Raw genomic sequence first — 15083 nt, forward strand, 5'->3', positions numbered from 1 at the left:
AGCGGCCCAACTCGAAATTTCAGATTTGAATCAACTCTGGCCCTATGCGCGCTTTTCAAGTTTTGCCTGACCTCGCACGGTAAAACCGTTGCGTTGTCCGTCAGCCCCATAAGTACTGAATTCCTGTCGAACGCGGCGTAGCTCGGCCATACGGGTGGCCACCGCGCGAATCCCCTCGGCCGCGCTGTTCAGCAGCGCCTGATTGCGTTCCACCTTTTGATGCACGCGCAGCAGATCATCGCTGCTCAGCACATGAAGATCGTTGATCGCACCAACTAGTTTCTCTTTTTCTGGTACCATGTGATTGAGACGCTCAAGATCACCATCCACGAGCGCGGCGCGCTCAAGATCGAGGACCTCCTCCAGTGATTTGATCAGAAGGTTGGGGTCATGTGTCATCGGAATTCTCCATCAAGGATTGGAACAGAAGTTCGGACAGGCCAACACCACCGGATTGCGCCATTTGCCGGGCCTGATGTTGTACAAGAAAGGACGAGAACTGGTCCTCTCCGGCCCCGCCGCCAAACGAATCGCGCGCTTTTCCCAAGCCTGCAGATTTAAGCATTTCGGCCAGAAAGGCCGCCTCAAGCTCAACGGCGGCGGCTTGCAGGCGACCTTCGGTTGATGGCGGTGGCGGCATCGACGGGAGGGGAGGGATATTCATCGGCTTCTCCGAAAATTGCATCGAACTTTCTTGATCAAAGACGAAAGCGGTTAAAATAAACGTAACCTCCTTTGGGCAGTTTGACGGTCAACCACGACGGAGCCGGAGCAAAATGCCCAACCCTCTTACGCTGATGACACCCACGCAAACCGCGGTCACGAAACCTGTGGCGCGCGAGACCACCTCGGAGACGTCGACACGCTTTCAGGATGTTCTTGAGGAAGAGACGCCGCAGCCCGAAACCGAGATTGCGGCCGAGGATGAAATCGCTGTTGAACACGACATCCTGCCCGAAGAGCCTGCTCCGGAAGATAATCTCGCAGAGCCCCTGCCGGTCAAGCCAGACACCCCGGAGGCGCACGTGCTTGAGGACCTGATCGCCCTGCCTGTACCGGGCGCGACGCAGGTGCCGCAAGGGTCGGAAACCGTGCCTGTTCCGATGGACCCGGAGGGTACGGAGACATCGAAGACCGGATCGAATTTGGAGCCTCAGGTTTCAGTTGCAACGCCGCAGCGACCCGAGGTCGAAAATACACGCGACTCACCCGCTCAACCGCAATCCTCTAGCGTCCAAACCGCTTCGGCCAAGGGGTCGGATGTTGGTGTCCAGCCTGCAATTCTGGTTGCCGGCCAACCTGCTCCAACTGAGCGGGCGCAACCCTCTGCTCCGCTGCACTCCACTGAATCGGCTGCTCCAACTCACACAAATGCGGTTCCGAATACGCCTCAGCCCCCCAGGCCCGCGCCGACCCTTGCACAGATGCAGGTGATGGCGTCGGTACGGAATGCCGACGCTGAAACCGCCGCCGCGATTAGCGAAACTGATGGTGTGATTGCCACGCGCGAAGAACCCCTGTTTCAGAACTTTCGCGAATCGGCATCCTTGGCGCAACCCGCCACGCAAGCTGCCCGGGCTGAGATCACCCGAGCCATTGCCGGGCAGATGGCGGCGGCAATTCAGGTTCGGGCGGGCTCTGGTTCGATCGAGATTGCACTCAGCCCGGAAGAGTTGGGGCGCGTCTCCATCACGCTGAACGGTCGCGAGGATGGGATGCATTTGACCATAGCTGCTGAGCGTCCGGAAACGCTGGACCTGATGCGTCGGCACATTGCCGTTCTGGAGGCTGAATTCCAAAGCCTCGGCTACGGCGATATCTCGTTTGACTTAAGCACGCCGGACGATGCGCAGGATGAAACCGCCAACCCTAAGACAAACGACCATGGCGTGCATCATTCTACTGAACAGGACACGCCGAACGCTCCGATCGTTCCCCGAAATCTTTCGGGCCGTGGCATTGATATGAGGCTTTGACAGATGATCACTCCGACAAATTCTGCCCAGGCTGCGGCACAGACCCCGACCTCTGCCGCGTCGCAGGCGTCCAAACTGACCTCGGATTTTGAGACCTTTTTGCTGATGTTGACCGCTCAGGCGCGAAATCAGGACCCGTTGGAGCCTATGGATTCCTCGGAATACGCGTCTCAGTTGGCCCAGTTCTCGATGGTTGAGCAACAGGTTCAAACCAATGACCTGCTGTCATCCCTAAGCACCGCGTTGGGCGGGCAAAGGCTGAGCGAGCTGTCCAATTGGGTGGGCGTTGATGTTCGATCAGCTTCGGCCTTTCAATTCGATGGCCAGCCGGTCACCTTGTTTGCACAGGCTGATGCAACAAGTGACGAAGCCATCATGGTGATCCGCGATTCAACCGGTACAGTAATCGACCGCATTCCAGTCAATAAAACGGACACCGAATTTCTCTGGGCCGGAACCGACGCTTCGGGCAATCCGCTGAGCCAGGGCACATATTCCGCCACGTTGGAAAGCTACAAGGGGGATGAGTTGCTATCTCAGCGATTGGCCGCCAGCTACAACCGCGTGGTTGAGGCGCAGATCGCTGATGGCGCGGTCCATCTGTCCCTGCAAAGCGGCGCCACTGTCCGCTCGGATGAGGTGACGGCGATCCGAACAGGCGCTTGATCTGGGCGGGCTGGCGGTCCAAACCTTGGCAAATCACGATTCCCTTGCTGAGCGGTACGTCCCCTGCCCCATGTCAACGCGCCTCCACCAGACCTGATTGCCCAGCTGCGCACACGCGGGCTTATCACGGGCTCCGTACAGTTCGAATCTCTGTTTGGGGGTCGGACCAATATGGTGTGGAAAGTACTGGGGGAAAGTGGTGACACGGTACTGAAGCTTTACCGAACCAAACTGCGCAACCCCATGTTCCGCAATGACGCCCACCTCGAAGCGCTGTGTCTGCGTGCATTTGAGAAAGACGAGTTCGTACCCCGATTGCGGGCAACAGGGCAGCATGAGGGTGACGCCTGGGTGCTATACGATCACGCGCCGGGTCGCCCGTGGGAAAGTGGCACGGCTCAGGTTGCTTCTTTGCTGCGCAAACTACATGGCTCGTCGGTTGATCTATCGCTTCCTGCGGGACGCAATGGCAGCGCCGACCTGGCTCGACACGGGGCTGAGCTGTTGGCCTTGTGTGCGTCGGATTTGCGCAAACGTGTGATTGCATTGCGGCCTGAAGACCCCGTTCCGCCAACAGAACGAACATGTCTGATCCACGGTGATCCCGTAGCCGGGAATATTCTGGTGGACGGGTCCAACCTGACCCTGATCGACTGGCAATGCCCGGCGATTGGCGACCCCTGCGAGGATCTGGCCCTCTTCCTGTCGCCCGCAATGCAGCACCTGTATCGCGGCGCGCCGCTGTCCCCAACCGAACGCGCGCAATTTTTGGCCGCATACAACAGCCCCGAGACGATTGCCCGTCATGAAGCGTTGCAGCCTTGGTATGGGTGGCGGATGGCAGCCTATTGTCTATGGCGGTTCGAGAACGGATCAACAGATTATAAAAAGGGTCTGCAGCTTGAGTTACAGGCGCTTGAAGGGCGCGCTATTTCTGGATGACGGCATCTTCCCAAGCCGTCAGAAACTTCCTGCGTTTGAGCGTGTCGAGATAGGTCAGCAAGGCAGGTTCAAGCGTGATAACGGCGGCCTCCTGCGCCTGCTGTGACGTGAGCAAGGGCAAGGGTGCCAATTCGGACCTCGCATTGATCAGATGGCGGACAAACGCCTCGGCGACCGCAGGGTATTGCGTGTTTTTCGCCACCATTGCCGTCCGCATCATGGTGGTCTGAAAATCGCTCGGCAGAATGACCTCTAGCGCTTCTTTGCCTTCGACCCGCGCCGTCGCATAGCTGCCAAGTACGTTGTAGGCGACCGCGATCGAGCCACTTGTCAGATCGTCAATCATTTCGCCCGAGCAGCAATAAAGACGCAGGTCCAAGCCGCCCATGACCTCCATCAGACGCCAGAACGTCTCGGACGCGCGGGCATCTTGCGTGGCGAACAGATAGCCCAAGCCGGAATGGCGAATATCATAGGTTCCGACCTTGCCGCGGAAGGTTTCGGGCCGGGCACGCAGGGCCTCGATCAGTTCTTGCCGGGTTTGCGGGACGGGGTGCCCTTCGAAAGCCGCGCGGTTGATGACGATAGCCGCCGGTTCGTGGGTAAAGGCAAACAGGCTGTCGTGCCACTGTGCCCATTCCGCACCCGGCATATCCTCAAGCGGCGTAGCAAACCCATCATTGGCAAGCTTCAACTGCAGGTCCATCGCGCTTGAGACGACAATATCAAACGCCTCGGGCATAGCCCGCACACGTGCATCCAGATCGGCAGTTCCCGTCACCAGATACTCGACAGAGACGTCGGGATTTTGCATCAGGAACCCCTCGATCAAAGGCGCGAAAAGCGCGGTGTCGGTGCTGGAGAGGATGCGCAAACGCGGACCATCAGCGTCGGAATTAAATACCCGCTGGTCCTCCCACTCCTCGGCCATACAGGCTGAGGCCAGAAGTGTGACGATCAAAGCAATAAGGTAACGCATGCGCCTGTGCCTTTTCGGTTGGTCAGGATCAGATCGCCGCCATGGGCCTTTGCGACATCCTGAACGATGGTCAGGCCAAGCCCCGAGCCAATGGTCCCAGCCGCATTCTTCCCACGCTCGAACCGCCGGGTAAGCGTGTCGATTTCGCTTGGCGGAAAGCCCGGCCCCTGATCGCGTACGCTGATCTGCGCTTGCGCCCCTTGCGAGACCTCGATCTCGACCACGCTTTCGGCCGGAGCATATTTCAGCGCGTTGTCGACCATGTTGCGCACCGCATTCTGGATCAGGATCGGATCGCCCGAATAGATCACAACGGGGTCTCCGGCCAATGTCAGGGAAAGGTCCTTCATCTCGGCAATGGGCGTGAGACGCTGAACCAGATCACGGACAAGGGCGACCAGATCAATCTCTTCCCGCTCCAGATGATCGGCGCGAAAGGTGATCATCGCGTGATCCAGCAACTGCCCCGCCGCCCGAGAGCTTTCGTCAATCGCTCGCACCATCGACCGCAAAGCCTCGCGATTCTCTTCCTTTTCAACACGTTGCAAGGTCGCATCTGCATAAGACCGAACCGTTGCCAGAGGCGTGCGGACCCGGTGGGCGGCCTCGGCGATGAAATCCTCGGACTGGCTGAGCGACTGATCCAAACGCCCCATCAAAGAGTTCAGCGATGACACGAGCGGGGCCATTTCCCGTGGCACCGGCTTTCTGAACGGGCTGAGGTCCTGCGGGCCCCGGCGTGTCACCGATGTTGTCAGCTTGTTCAACTGCCCGATGGTGGCCGACGTCGCCCAGAATGATAAACCAGCGACCAAGGTAAAAAAACCGATCCCCAGATATGCCGCGTTTCGCGAAATCTGCCTGAGGGTTTCGGCCAATGCGTCTTGCGTTTGACCAAGTGCCACTTCGACTTCGGTCCGGGTTCCTAGCCCTACCAGAGTGCGGCTGGCGCTGACCTGTCGAATGGCCTCGCCCCGTACCTCGCCCGATTGAAAGGTCCATTCGCCATTGGGCGCGCTATTTGTCGCCGACAGATCGTTGTAGCCGGACAGCAGTTCTCCGTCCTGAAAGATGGCGTAGAACACCCGGTCATCCGACGGTGTACTGAGCATCGAGAAGGCGGCGTAGGGAATGTCGACCTCAAGCGCTCCGTCCCGCAGGGCGACGGCATCGAGGATCGAGGTGACCGAGGCGCCAAGGATATTGTCCTGCCCTTGCTGCGCGACGCGGGCAGCATAGCTGCGCACGGTAAAGAACAAAAGCAGCGCCAGAATGGCCGCCCCGCCGATCAGGGTCAAAACCAGGCGGTTGCGTAATGATCCAGAAACCGCAGGGCTAGCTGACATGATCCAGCCTGTAGCCCAAGCCGCGCAAGGTGGTGATCTTCAGCTCTGATCGCTCCAGATGTTTGCGCAGACGGGCGACATAGACCTCGATGGCATTGTCCGAGACATCGTCGTCATAGGAAAACAGCCTGTCCGCCAGCTTTTGTTTCGAGAACACCTGACCGGGCGCATTGATGAAGAACTCCAACAGGCGCAGTTCCCGGTTGCGCAGCGACAGGGGCTCGCCGCCGACAATCAGGTGGCCGGCAACCGGGTCGAAGACGATACCGCCCATCTCGATCGTGGATTTGGCGATCCCGGACTTGCGACGCAAAACCGCGCGGCAACGCGCTTCAAGCTCGGCATGGTCGAAGGGTTTTGTGACATAGTCATCCGCCCCCAGATCCAGTGATCCGATTCGGTCCGAGACCTGGCTGCGGGCGGTCAGAACGATGACTGGTGTGTCCAGATGGCTGGCGCGATGGCGTTTGAGGAAGTCGCGCCCGTCCCCGTCGGGCAGCATTATATCCAGCAGGATCAGGTCGTATTCCTCGGTTTCCGCGAACGCGGTTGCATCGTCCAAAGTTGCAGCATGATCAACGACATGGCCATCCAGTCGCATCCGCGAACCAATTGCGTTCGCGAGGTCCATATTGTCTTCGACCAGCAGAAATTTCATGAGGCTTTCGCAGTATTTTCGCGCGTGACAGGTTGATGTCAGGTTGATGTGTTTTCTTGACGACAATCTGAGCCGCCAAGCGGCCGGTTGTCAAATGGGAGGATATCATGACAACTTTCAAACTGGGCCGTCGCGCCCTGATTGCGGCTGTGGCCGCTGTTGGCCTTGCGGGACCTGTTTTGGCCGACGGCCACGAGGTCGTGGATAGCATCCACTTTCTGATCCCCGGCGGTGCAGGTGGTGGCTGGGACGGCACCGCGCGCGGCACGGGTGAAGCGCTGACCAAAGCGGGCCTTGTCGGCACCGCGTCCTACGAGAACATGTCAGGCGGTGGTGGCGGCAAGGCCATCGGTTATCTGATCGAAAACGCCGAAAGCAACCACGGCACGCTGATGGTGAACTCGACCCCCATCGTGATCCGCTCACTGACGGGTGTGTTCCCGCACAACTTCCGCGACCTGACGTTGGTATCGGGCACCATCGGTGACTATGCGGCCATCGTTGTTGGCAAGGACAGCCCCATCAACTCGATGGACGACCTGCTCGCCGCCTATGACGCTGACCCCTCTGCAACGGCCATCGGCGGCGGCTCGGTTCCGGGCGGTATGGACCATCTGGTTGCGGCCATGGTGATGGAAGCGGCCGGCAAGGACGCGCTTGGCGTCAAATACATCCCCTATGACGCGGGCGGCAAAGCCATGGCGGCGCTGCTGTCGGGTGAGATTGCCGCGCTGTCCACCGGCTTCTCGGAAGCGGTTGATCTGGCCAATGCAGGCGAGGTCAAGATCATCGGCGTGACTGCGGATGAGCGTGTAGACGCAGCGCCCGACGCTCAGACCATGAAGGAACAGGGCATCGACACCACCTTCGTCAACTGGCGCGGTTTCTTCGCAGCCCCCGGCCTGCCCGAAGACAAGCTGGCCGCCTACCAAGATGCCATTGCCAAGATGTATGACACCCCCGAGTGGGAAGAAGTACGCGCGCGCAATGGTTGGGTGAACATCCACAACTCAGGCGACGATTTCTCGACCTTCCTCGAGCAGCAAGAGCAGCAGATCAGCGATCTGATGAAGAAGCTGGGCTTCCTTTAAGCACCACTCATGGCAGAGCGGTCCGCCCGCTCTGCCACACTTAAAAGAACACGTAAGGGAGGGGATGTCATGGCGCTGGATCGCTGGATCGCGCTTGTTTTGCTTGGGGTCTGTCTGGCCTATGGCTATGCCGCCTGGTTTACGATGGATGGCGGCCTGCCTCCCTTCATGCAGCGCAACCCTATTTGGCCAAGCACCTTCCCCAAAGTGCTGTCTGTTCTGGGCATCATCGCCTGCACGATCATCCTGCTGGGTTTCGAAAAATCCGAGCCGAAAGCGGCCGATATCGACTACCGCCGTCTGGGCGACTACCACCTTGATCAAGCTTTGATGCTGCTGGCCCTAATGGTGATCTACGCCCTGTGCCTTCGTCCCGTCGGTTTTCTGATCTCGACTTCTGCCTTCCTGATCCTCGGCTCTTTCATACTGGGCGAGCGCAAATGGCACATCATGCTGCCGGTCGCCTTCATCGCCACCGGCGCGGTCTGGTATCTGGTTCAGGAAGTGCTGGGCATATACATGCGCCCCCTGCCGGGCATTCTAGGAGGCTGACATGCTTGAAGGACTTCTGATCGGCCTGCAAACGGCATTCTCAATCCAAAACCTGCTGATGGTCATCGCCGGATGCCTGATCGGCACCTTCATCGGCATGCTTCCGGGCCTCGGCCCGATGTCGATCATCGCCATCATGATCCCGGTCGCAATTTCAATGGGCGATCCTTCGGCAGCGCTGATCCTGCTGGCGGGCGTCTACTACGGCGCGATTTTCGGCGGCTCGACCTCGTCGATCCTGTTGAACGCACCGGGGGTTGCGGGCACCGTGGCCTCAAGTTTCGATGGCTACCCAATGGCGCGGCAAGGCAAGGCCGGGAAGGCGCTGACCATCGCGGCCATCGCCAGCTTCGCGGGTGGCACGCTTGGCGCCATTCTGTTGATGGTCTTCGCGCCAGCACTGTCCTCAGTCGCGTTGCTGTTCCATTCGGCCGAGTACTTTGCCCTTATGGTCGTAGGCTTGTCTGCCATCGCGGCCTTCGCAGGGTCGGGTCAGGTTGCCAAAGCCATGATCATGACGATCCTAGGCCTGATCATGGCCACCGTGGGCGAAGGCGCTTTGTTCAACCTGCCCCGCTTCACCATGGGTATCATGGACCTGCAGTCCGGTTTCGGCTTCATCACTCTTGCCATGGCCATGTTTGCCCTGCCCGAGGCGCTGTTTCTGGTCCTGAAGCCCAAAGACCTGAAAGGTGATGATGGCAAGATCAAGGACCTGCGCATCACCAAAGATGAAGCAAAAGCGATTGCGCCCGTCATTGGCCGTCAGTCGGTTCAGGGCTTCTTCATCGGCGTCCTTCCTGGGGCTGGGGCGACGATTGCCAGCTTCCTCGGCTATGCGGTTGAACGTAACATCGCGCCAAAGAAGGAACAGGAAGAGTTCGGCAAAGGCTCGATCAAAGGTCTGGCCGCACCGGAATCCGCCAATAACGCGGCCTGTACCGGGTCCTTCGTGCCATTGCTGACACTGGGCATCCCCGGATCAGGCACCACGGCCATCCTGCTGGGGGCGCTGATCGCCCTGAACGTGACGCCCGGCCCGCGCCTGATGATTGACGAGCCGCAGATCTTCTGGGCCGTCATCATGTCGATGTTCATCGGCAATCTGGTGCTGCTGATCCTGAACCTGCCGCTGATCCCCTACATCGCCAAAGTGCTGGCGGTACCGCGCAACTTCCTGATCCCGTTCATCCTGTTCTTCACCCTGATGGGTGCCTACATAGGCCAGAACAACGCGACCGAGCTGCTGATCCTCGTCGGCTTCGGCATCTGCGCCACCGCGTTGAAATTCGCCGATTACCCACTCGCCCCACTTCTGATCGGGTTCATCCTTGGCGGTATGATGGAGGACAACTTTGCCCGCTCAATGCAGCTCTATGACGGGATTGCCTTCATCTGGGAGCGCCCGATGACCCTTGGCCTGCTGGTGATCGCCGTCCTTCTGGTGCTGTTGCCCAGCTACCGCGCGCGCCGTGCGCGGGCACGGGCCGCCGGGATTGCGGATGGGGACTGATCTTCTGACAGACTGCGCTGGAGGGCGCGCTTAAACCTCGAGGCCCTCGGTCGAAAGATCGTCCAGTCGCGGCATCAGGTGCAGCAGTTCTTTGGCGTAGTCCGTCTGCGGGCTGGCAAACAGGGCGTCGGTCTCTTGGATTTCGACCATCTGCCCTGCTTTCATCACCGCAACGCGGTCGCACATCTGCCGCACGACCGGTAGGTCGTGGCTAATGAACAGCATCGTCAGGCCCAGATGCTCTTGCAGGTCCTTCAGGATATTCAGGATCTGCGCCTGGATCGAGACATCAAGCGCGCTGGTCGGCTCATCGCAGATCAGGAACCGAGGCTGCGTCGCCAAGGCCCGCGCAATGGAGATACGCTGACGCTGCCCGCCCGAGAACTCATGCGGGTATTTCAGGCCCGCTTCCGAACCCAGCCCGACCTGATCCAACAGCTCATCCACCCGGCGTTTGACGTCTGAGCCGCTCATAAGGCGGTGATGGCGGATGGGTTCAGCCACGATTTCGTCCACGCGCATTCTGGGGTTTAGCGAGGAATAGGGATCCTGAAAGATCATCTGGATGTTCTTGCGGTATGCGTCCTGCACGGCTTTGTCGCCCAGATCACTGACCAACTGCCCGTCAAACGTGATCGAGCCGCCATCAACCGGGTACAACCCCGCAATCATCCGCGCCACGGTGGACTTGCCCGAGCCGGACTCACCCACTACGCCGAACACCTCGCCCGCACGGATATCAAAGCTCACATCATCGACGGCGGTGAAATAGGTCCGATCCCAAGGCAAAAGACCGCGCCGTTGTAGGAAGCGTTTGGTCAGATTGCGGATTTCGAACACGGGCTTGGACATGTCATTGTCCACTTTCGGCCAATGGCGCGCCATATCCTCGATCGCAAAGCGCGTCTCACGCCCGCCATAGCTGATCTGAGGGAACCGGTGCAGCTTGAGTGTCGGGCGTGGTACCGCCGCGATCAGCGACCGCGTGTATTCGTGCTGCGGCTGCCCCATCACCTGCGCGGTTGTCCCGCTTTCGACAACCTTGCCAGCGTACATGACGGTCACGCGGTCTGTTGTGTCGGCGATGACCCCCATGTCGTGCGTAATCAGAATGACGCCGACCTGCCGTTCCCGCGCCAATTCCTTGATCAGGTCCAGAATTTGCGCCTGAACGGACACATCCAATGCTGTGGTCGGCTCATCCGCGATGATCACATCCGGTTCGGTACACAGCGCCAAGGCGATCACGACCCGTTGCCGCATCCCGCCCGAGAATTGGTGCGGGTATTGGTCCAGACGCGTATCCGGGTCCGGTATACCCACGCGGTCAATCAGGTCGCGGGCGCGTTGATTGGCCTCGGCCTCGGTGCCGCCCAAATGGGCCAGAATGGTTTCGGTCAGTTGCTCTCGCACCGTAAACAAAGGGTTCAGCGAGGTCAGCGGGTCCTGAAAGATCATCGAGATCTTCTTGCCACGCAGGCCGCGCATCGCCTCGGCATCAAGGCCGCTGATCTGCTCGCCGCCCAGCTTGATCTGGCCGCTGGCGATCCGTCCGGGACGTTCCAGCAGCCCCATGACAGCCGCACCGATGGTGGATTTACCCGCACCGGATTCGCCCACCAAACCGTGGATTTCGCCCGGCTCGACCGACAGGTCTGCATGATCCACCGCAGTGAACAGCTTGCGGCGGGTCGGGAATTCGACGGTGAGGTCTTGGATGGTCAGAAGGCTCATGAAATCACCGCAGTTTTGGGTTCAGCGCATCGCGCAGCCAGTCGCCCAGCAGGTTCACGGACAGAGCAAGGGCCAGAAGGGTACAGGCAGGGAAGAACAGAATCCACCATTCGCCCGAGAACAGGAACCCTTGCCCGATACGGATGAGCGTTCCCAGCGAAGGCTGGGTCGGAGGCGCGCCGACACCAAGGAAGCTCAGCGTCGCCTCGGCGATGATGGCCAGCGCCAGCGAGATCGTCGCGATGACCAGAACCGGGCTGAGGACATTGGGCAGGATGTGACGGAACATGATCGGGAATGAGCCACGGCCGATCAGCCGCGCAGCCTGAACGTATTCCTTGTTCTTCTCGACCAGCGCCGCCCCGCGGACGACGCGCGCAAACTGGACCCAGTCGGACAAAGCGATGGCGATGATCAATACGTAGATCGCCATCTCGTTGCGATACTCCGGCGGGGTCACACCCTTGGCGATGCCGAAGATCAGCATGGCGACCAGAATCGCCGGAAAGGTCAGTTGAACGTCGGCAATCCGCATGATCAGCGTCTCGACCCAGCCGCCGTAATAGGCCGCGACCAGCCCCAGAACGACTCCGATGATCAGCGCCAGCAACACGGCGGCAGCCCCCACGAACAAGGAAATGCGCAGCCCATAGAGGATGGTCGAGAACACATCCCGGCCCTGATCATCCGTGCCCAGCAGGAAGGTCTCCTGCGTAAACGCATTCGGTGTGCCCGGCGGTGTGAAGCCGTTCATCAGGTTCAGCGTCGCCGGATCAAAAGGATTGTAAGGCGCGATCAAGGGCGCGAAAATGGCGCAAAGCACAAGGATCAGCACGACAGCCGAGGCGATGACGGCCACGGGCGAATGCCGGAAAGACCATGCGAAATCGCTGTCCCAAGCTTTGGCAAAGCGCGACTTGGGGGCAGCTTGCGGGGTTTCGATCGTATCGGTCATGTGGCCCTCGCGTCGACACGCAGGCGCGGGTCAATGGCATAGTAAAGAAGATCGACGATCAGGTTGATCGTCACGAACATGACCGAAATCAGCATCAGATAGGCGGCCATGACGGGAATATCGACGAACTGGATCGCGTTGATGAACAGCAGCCCGACTCCGGGCCACTGAAACACCGTCTCGGTGATGATGGCAAAAGCGATGATCGAGCCCAGTTGCAGGCCCGTGATCGTAATCACCGGCACCAGCGTGTTCTTCAGCGCGTGGCGGAAGTTGATCACCCTGTCCGACAGCCCTCGGGCGCGGGCGAAACGGACGTAGTCGGCGCGCAGAACCTCTAGCATCTCGGACCGCACCAGACGCATGATCAGGGTCATCTGATACAGGCCCAGCGTAATCGCGGGCAGGATCAGCGCCTTCAGGCCCGAGGTGGTCAGAAACCCGGTTGACCAGCCTCCGATCATGACCGTCTCACCCCTGCCGAAACTGGGTAAGAGGTCAAGTTCGACCGAGAATATGTAAATCAGCAATATCCCGATCAGGAAGGTGGGCAGAGAGACCCCGATCAGACTGACCGTCATGATGATATTCGCCGCGACCCCTTGTCGTCGGATCGCCGTAAAGACGCCCAGCGCGATGCCCATGGTGATGGCGAGGAAACCTGACACGAAGGCCAGCTCCAATGTCGCGGGCGCACGCTCGGCGATGATGGTCGAGACCGGGCGACCCTGACGGTAGGACACTCCGAAATTGCCCTGAACCGCGCCTTGCAGGAACTTAGCGTATTGCACGACAAACGGCTGATCGAGGCCCAGTTCCGTCCTCAGCCGGTCGATATCGGCCTGTGTGCGTTCCTGACCCAGCATGTTGTCGATCGGATCGCCGACAAAACGAAACATCGAGAACGCGACCAGACCCACGACCAGCAAAACGATCACGGATTGGAACATCCTTCGAACAATATATGCGAACATTCAGAATCCCCGGTTGATCGGCCTGTCTAAGCCGCGTCTGACCAAATGGTCAAGATACCGCTAACGAAACAGGGGCCAGAACGACCCGGCCCCCTGAACAGCGTTTTCAGTTTACGGTCACCCATCGCAGGATGAAGAAGTTGTCCGGGCGTTGGGTCAGCTCGATATTGCTGCGCGTCCCCCAGACCAGAGGTTGCACATACATCGGAACATAGACCTGCTCATCCTGAATGATGCTGGTGACTTCGTCCAACATGGCCTGACGCGTGCCTTCATCCAGTTCGGATTGAATCTGCGGCAGCAGTTCATCGACACGCGCGTTCGAGAAGCCGCCGAAATTCCAGCTGCCCAGCTTTTTCTCTTCGTTGGGTGTCGCGACCAGAAAGCGCACGGGGTGTTCGGCGTCGAACGTGCCCGGGCTCCAGCCCAGCAGGTACATGTCGTAATTGTCTTCGCGCAGCTCGGGCCAGTAGTTGCGCACCGGCATCGCCTCTAGTTCCGCCGTCAGGCCGATCTGCGCGAGCATGCTGACAATCGCCTGACAGACGGCCTCGTCATTCAGATAGCGGTCATTGGGGCATTTGAGGCCGAACGAAAACCCATCCGCGTACCCAGCCTCGGCCAGCAAGGCCTTTGCGGCCTCGACATCGTAGGCGGGGCGTTCTGCATTGACCGCCGAGTAACCGCTCATCGCCGGGCTTACGAGTTGCGAGACCGCCTCGGCATTGCCGCGCATGATCGTGGCAAGGATGGCATCGACATTCACCGCATGCGCCACGGCCTGACGCACGCGCGCATCCTGAAACGGGTTCGGTTTGCCAGCATCGTCGGTGTATTTCAGAGCCTCAGCCTGATGATCAAAGCCCAGCATGATCACACGGGCCTCGATCCCTTGAATGACCTCGACCTCATCATTGCCCTGTAGGCGCGCCACGTCCTGAATCGGGACCGGGTTGATCATGTCCACATCACCGGACAGCAAGGCCGCGACGGAGGTGGCAGGGTTCTGGATCGGGTTGAATTCGGCGCGGGTTATGTTGTGCTCGGCTTCGCCCCACCAGCCTTCAAAAGGTTCCAGAACGGTGCGCAGACCGGGCTCGCGCGCGGTGATCTGAAACGCGCCGGTGCCGTTGGCATTCAGCGTCGCGTAGTTCCCGATTTCCTTGTCGGGCAGAGCGGCCTCATTAGCCTCAGCCCAGCCCTGATCCATGATCATCCAATTGGCAATGGAGGACGGGAAAAGCGGGTTGGGTGCAGTGGTCATGAAATCGACGGTATAGTCATCGACCACCCTGACTTCGCTGATCGGTGCAAACCAACTGCGGGTATCCGAGACCTCATCCGAGGCGCGTTGATAGCTGAACAGAACGTCCTGCGCGTCGAATGTGCTGCCATCGTGGAACGTCACGCCCTCGCGCAGGGTGAACCGCCAGCCTTCGCCGTCTCCGATCGGCTCCCAACTCGTGGCCAAGGCGGGCTCAACGCTCATGTCCTTGCCACGGCGGACCAGCCCTTCGTAGACGTTGTTGAGGAACCCAAGAACAGCAGCCGAGTTGACGGCGTGCGGGTCCATGGTCTGCGGATCGGTAGTCGAGGCCCATTTGAATTCGGCTGCCTGAGCGGCGCTTGCGGCCAAAAAGGCCAAACCGATGGCCGTTGCCTTGAAGGTCATGGCGATATCTCTCAGTTTTGGGTGA

General features: G+C 59.6%; 15 protein-coding genes. 6 read left to right on the top strand and 9 right to left on the bottom strand.

The genetic code is table 11. The features are described from left to right. Positions 1-42 precede the first annotated feature (42 nt). Complete coding sequence (locus AC2FD8_RS00760) at positions 43-399, bottom strand: flagellar biosynthesis protein FlgN (RefSeq protein WP_496853797.1); 357 nt, start codon at positions 397-399, stop codon at positions 43-45. Then, positions 389-664: a rod-binding protein gene (locus tag AC2FD8_RS00765; protein WP_496853795.1), complete on the bottom strand. Its 276-nt coding sequence runs from the start codon at positions 662-664 to the stop codon at positions 389-391. The genes AC2FD8_RS00760 and AC2FD8_RS00765 overlap by 11 nt, the downstream gene beginning before the upstream one ends. Before the next feature lie 112 nt (positions 665-776). On the opposite strand from AC2FD8_RS00765, the gene AC2FD8_RS00770 reads away from it, so the two are divergent. The 3 genes from AC2FD8_RS00770 to AC2FD8_RS00780 all read left to right on the top strand — a co-directional run bounded on the left by AC2FD8_RS00770 (position 777) and on the right by AC2FD8_RS00780 (position 3584). Continuing rightward, positions 777-1976: a flagellar hook-length control protein FliK gene (locus AC2FD8_RS00770; RefSeq protein ID WP_496853793.1), complete on the top strand. Its 1200-nt coding sequence runs from the start codon at positions 777-779 to the stop codon at positions 1974-1976. Between the two features lie 3 nt (positions 1977-1979). Beyond that, positions 1980-2642, top strand: coding sequence for a flagellar hook capping FlgD N-terminal domain-containing protein (locus AC2FD8_RS00775; RefSeq protein WP_496853791.1), 663 nt, complete (start codon positions 1980-1982; stop codon positions 2640-2642). A gap of 150 nt (positions 2643-2792) precedes the next feature. Next, positions 2793-3584 carry a phosphotransferase gene (locus AC2FD8_RS00780; protein WP_496874282.1) on the top strand — a complete coding sequence of 264 codons (792 nt, stop codon included), beginning with the start codon at positions 2793-2795 and terminating at the stop codon, positions 3582-3584. Here the strand turns inward: AC2FD8_RS00780 and AC2FD8_RS00785 are convergent. The 3 genes from AC2FD8_RS00785 to AC2FD8_RS00795 are packed head-to-tail and all read right to left on the bottom strand — an operon-like array spanning position 3571 to position 6567. Then, entirely contained in the window at positions 3571-4563 is a 993-nt protein-coding gene (locus AC2FD8_RS00785; protein ID WP_496853789.1) for an ABC transporter substrate-binding protein, read from the bottom strand. The two genes, AC2FD8_RS00780 and AC2FD8_RS00785, sit on opposite strands and share 14 nt — an antisense overlap. Next, the gene (locus AC2FD8_RS00790) at positions 4542-5909 is read right to left on the bottom strand and encodes a sensor histidine kinase (protein ID WP_496853787.1); all 1368 of its coding nucleotides are present in this window, start codon (positions 5907-5909) and stop codon (positions 4542-4544) included. Before AC2FD8_RS00790 ends, AC2FD8_RS00785 begins: the two co-directional genes overlap by 22 nt. After that, entirely contained in the window at positions 5899-6567 is a 669-nt protein-coding gene (locus tag AC2FD8_RS00795; protein ID WP_496853785.1) for a response regulator transcription factor, read from the bottom strand. Before AC2FD8_RS00795 ends, AC2FD8_RS00790 begins: the two co-directional genes overlap by 11 nt. Positions 6568-6674: 107 nt before the next feature. Here AC2FD8_RS00795 and AC2FD8_RS00800 point away from each other — a divergent pair, with 107 nt between their 5' ends. From AC2FD8_RS00800 to AC2FD8_RS00810, 3 genes are all read left to right on the top strand, one after another. After that, the gene (locus AC2FD8_RS00800; RefSeq protein WP_496853783.1) at positions 6675-7658 is read left to right on the top strand and encodes a tripartite tricarboxylate transporter substrate binding protein; all 984 of its coding nucleotides are present in this window, start codon (positions 6675-6677) and stop codon (positions 7656-7658) included. Between the two features lie 69 nt (positions 7659-7727). Further along, positions 7728-8210, top strand: coding sequence for a tripartite tricarboxylate transporter TctB family protein (locus AC2FD8_RS00805; RefSeq protein ID WP_496853781.1), 483 nt, complete (start codon positions 7728-7730; stop codon positions 8208-8210). Between the two features lies 1 nt (position 8211). Next, positions 8212-9723, top strand: a complete 1512-nt coding sequence (locus tag AC2FD8_RS00810) for a tripartite tricarboxylate transporter permease (RefSeq protein ID WP_496853779.1) — start codon at positions 8212-8214, stop codon at positions 9721-9723. 30 nt (positions 9724-9753) lie between these two features. On the opposite strand, the gene AC2FD8_RS00815 is transcribed toward AC2FD8_RS00810, so the two are convergent. The 4 genes from AC2FD8_RS00815 to AC2FD8_RS00830 all read right to left on the bottom strand — a co-directional run bounded on the left by AC2FD8_RS00815 (position 9754) and on the right by AC2FD8_RS00830 (position 15058). Then, the gene (locus AC2FD8_RS00815; RefSeq protein WP_496853777.1) at positions 9754-11457 is read right to left on the bottom strand and encodes an ABC transporter ATP-binding protein; all 1704 of its coding nucleotides are present in this window, start codon (positions 11455-11457) and stop codon (positions 9754-9756) included. 4 nt (positions 11458-11461) lie between these two features. After that, entirely contained in the window at positions 11462-12412 is a 951-nt protein-coding gene (locus tag AC2FD8_RS00820) for an ABC transporter permease (protein ID WP_496853775.1), read from the bottom strand. Then, positions 12409-13386 carry an ABC transporter permease gene (locus AC2FD8_RS00825; RefSeq protein WP_170375660.1) on the bottom strand — a complete coding sequence of 326 codons (978 nt, stop codon included), beginning with the start codon at positions 13384-13386 and terminating at the stop codon, positions 12409-12411. The genes AC2FD8_RS00820 and AC2FD8_RS00825 overlap by 4 nt, the downstream gene beginning before the upstream one ends. Before the next feature lie 106 nt (positions 13387-13492). Beyond that, the gene (locus tag AC2FD8_RS00830) at positions 13493-15058 is read right to left on the bottom strand and encodes an ABC transporter substrate-binding protein (RefSeq protein ID WP_496853773.1); all 1566 of its coding nucleotides are present in this window, start codon (positions 15056-15058) and stop codon (positions 13493-13495) included. Between the last annotated feature and the right edge of the window lie 25 nt (positions 15059-15083).

The organism is Ruegeria sp. YTSC192 (assembly GCF_059609705.1).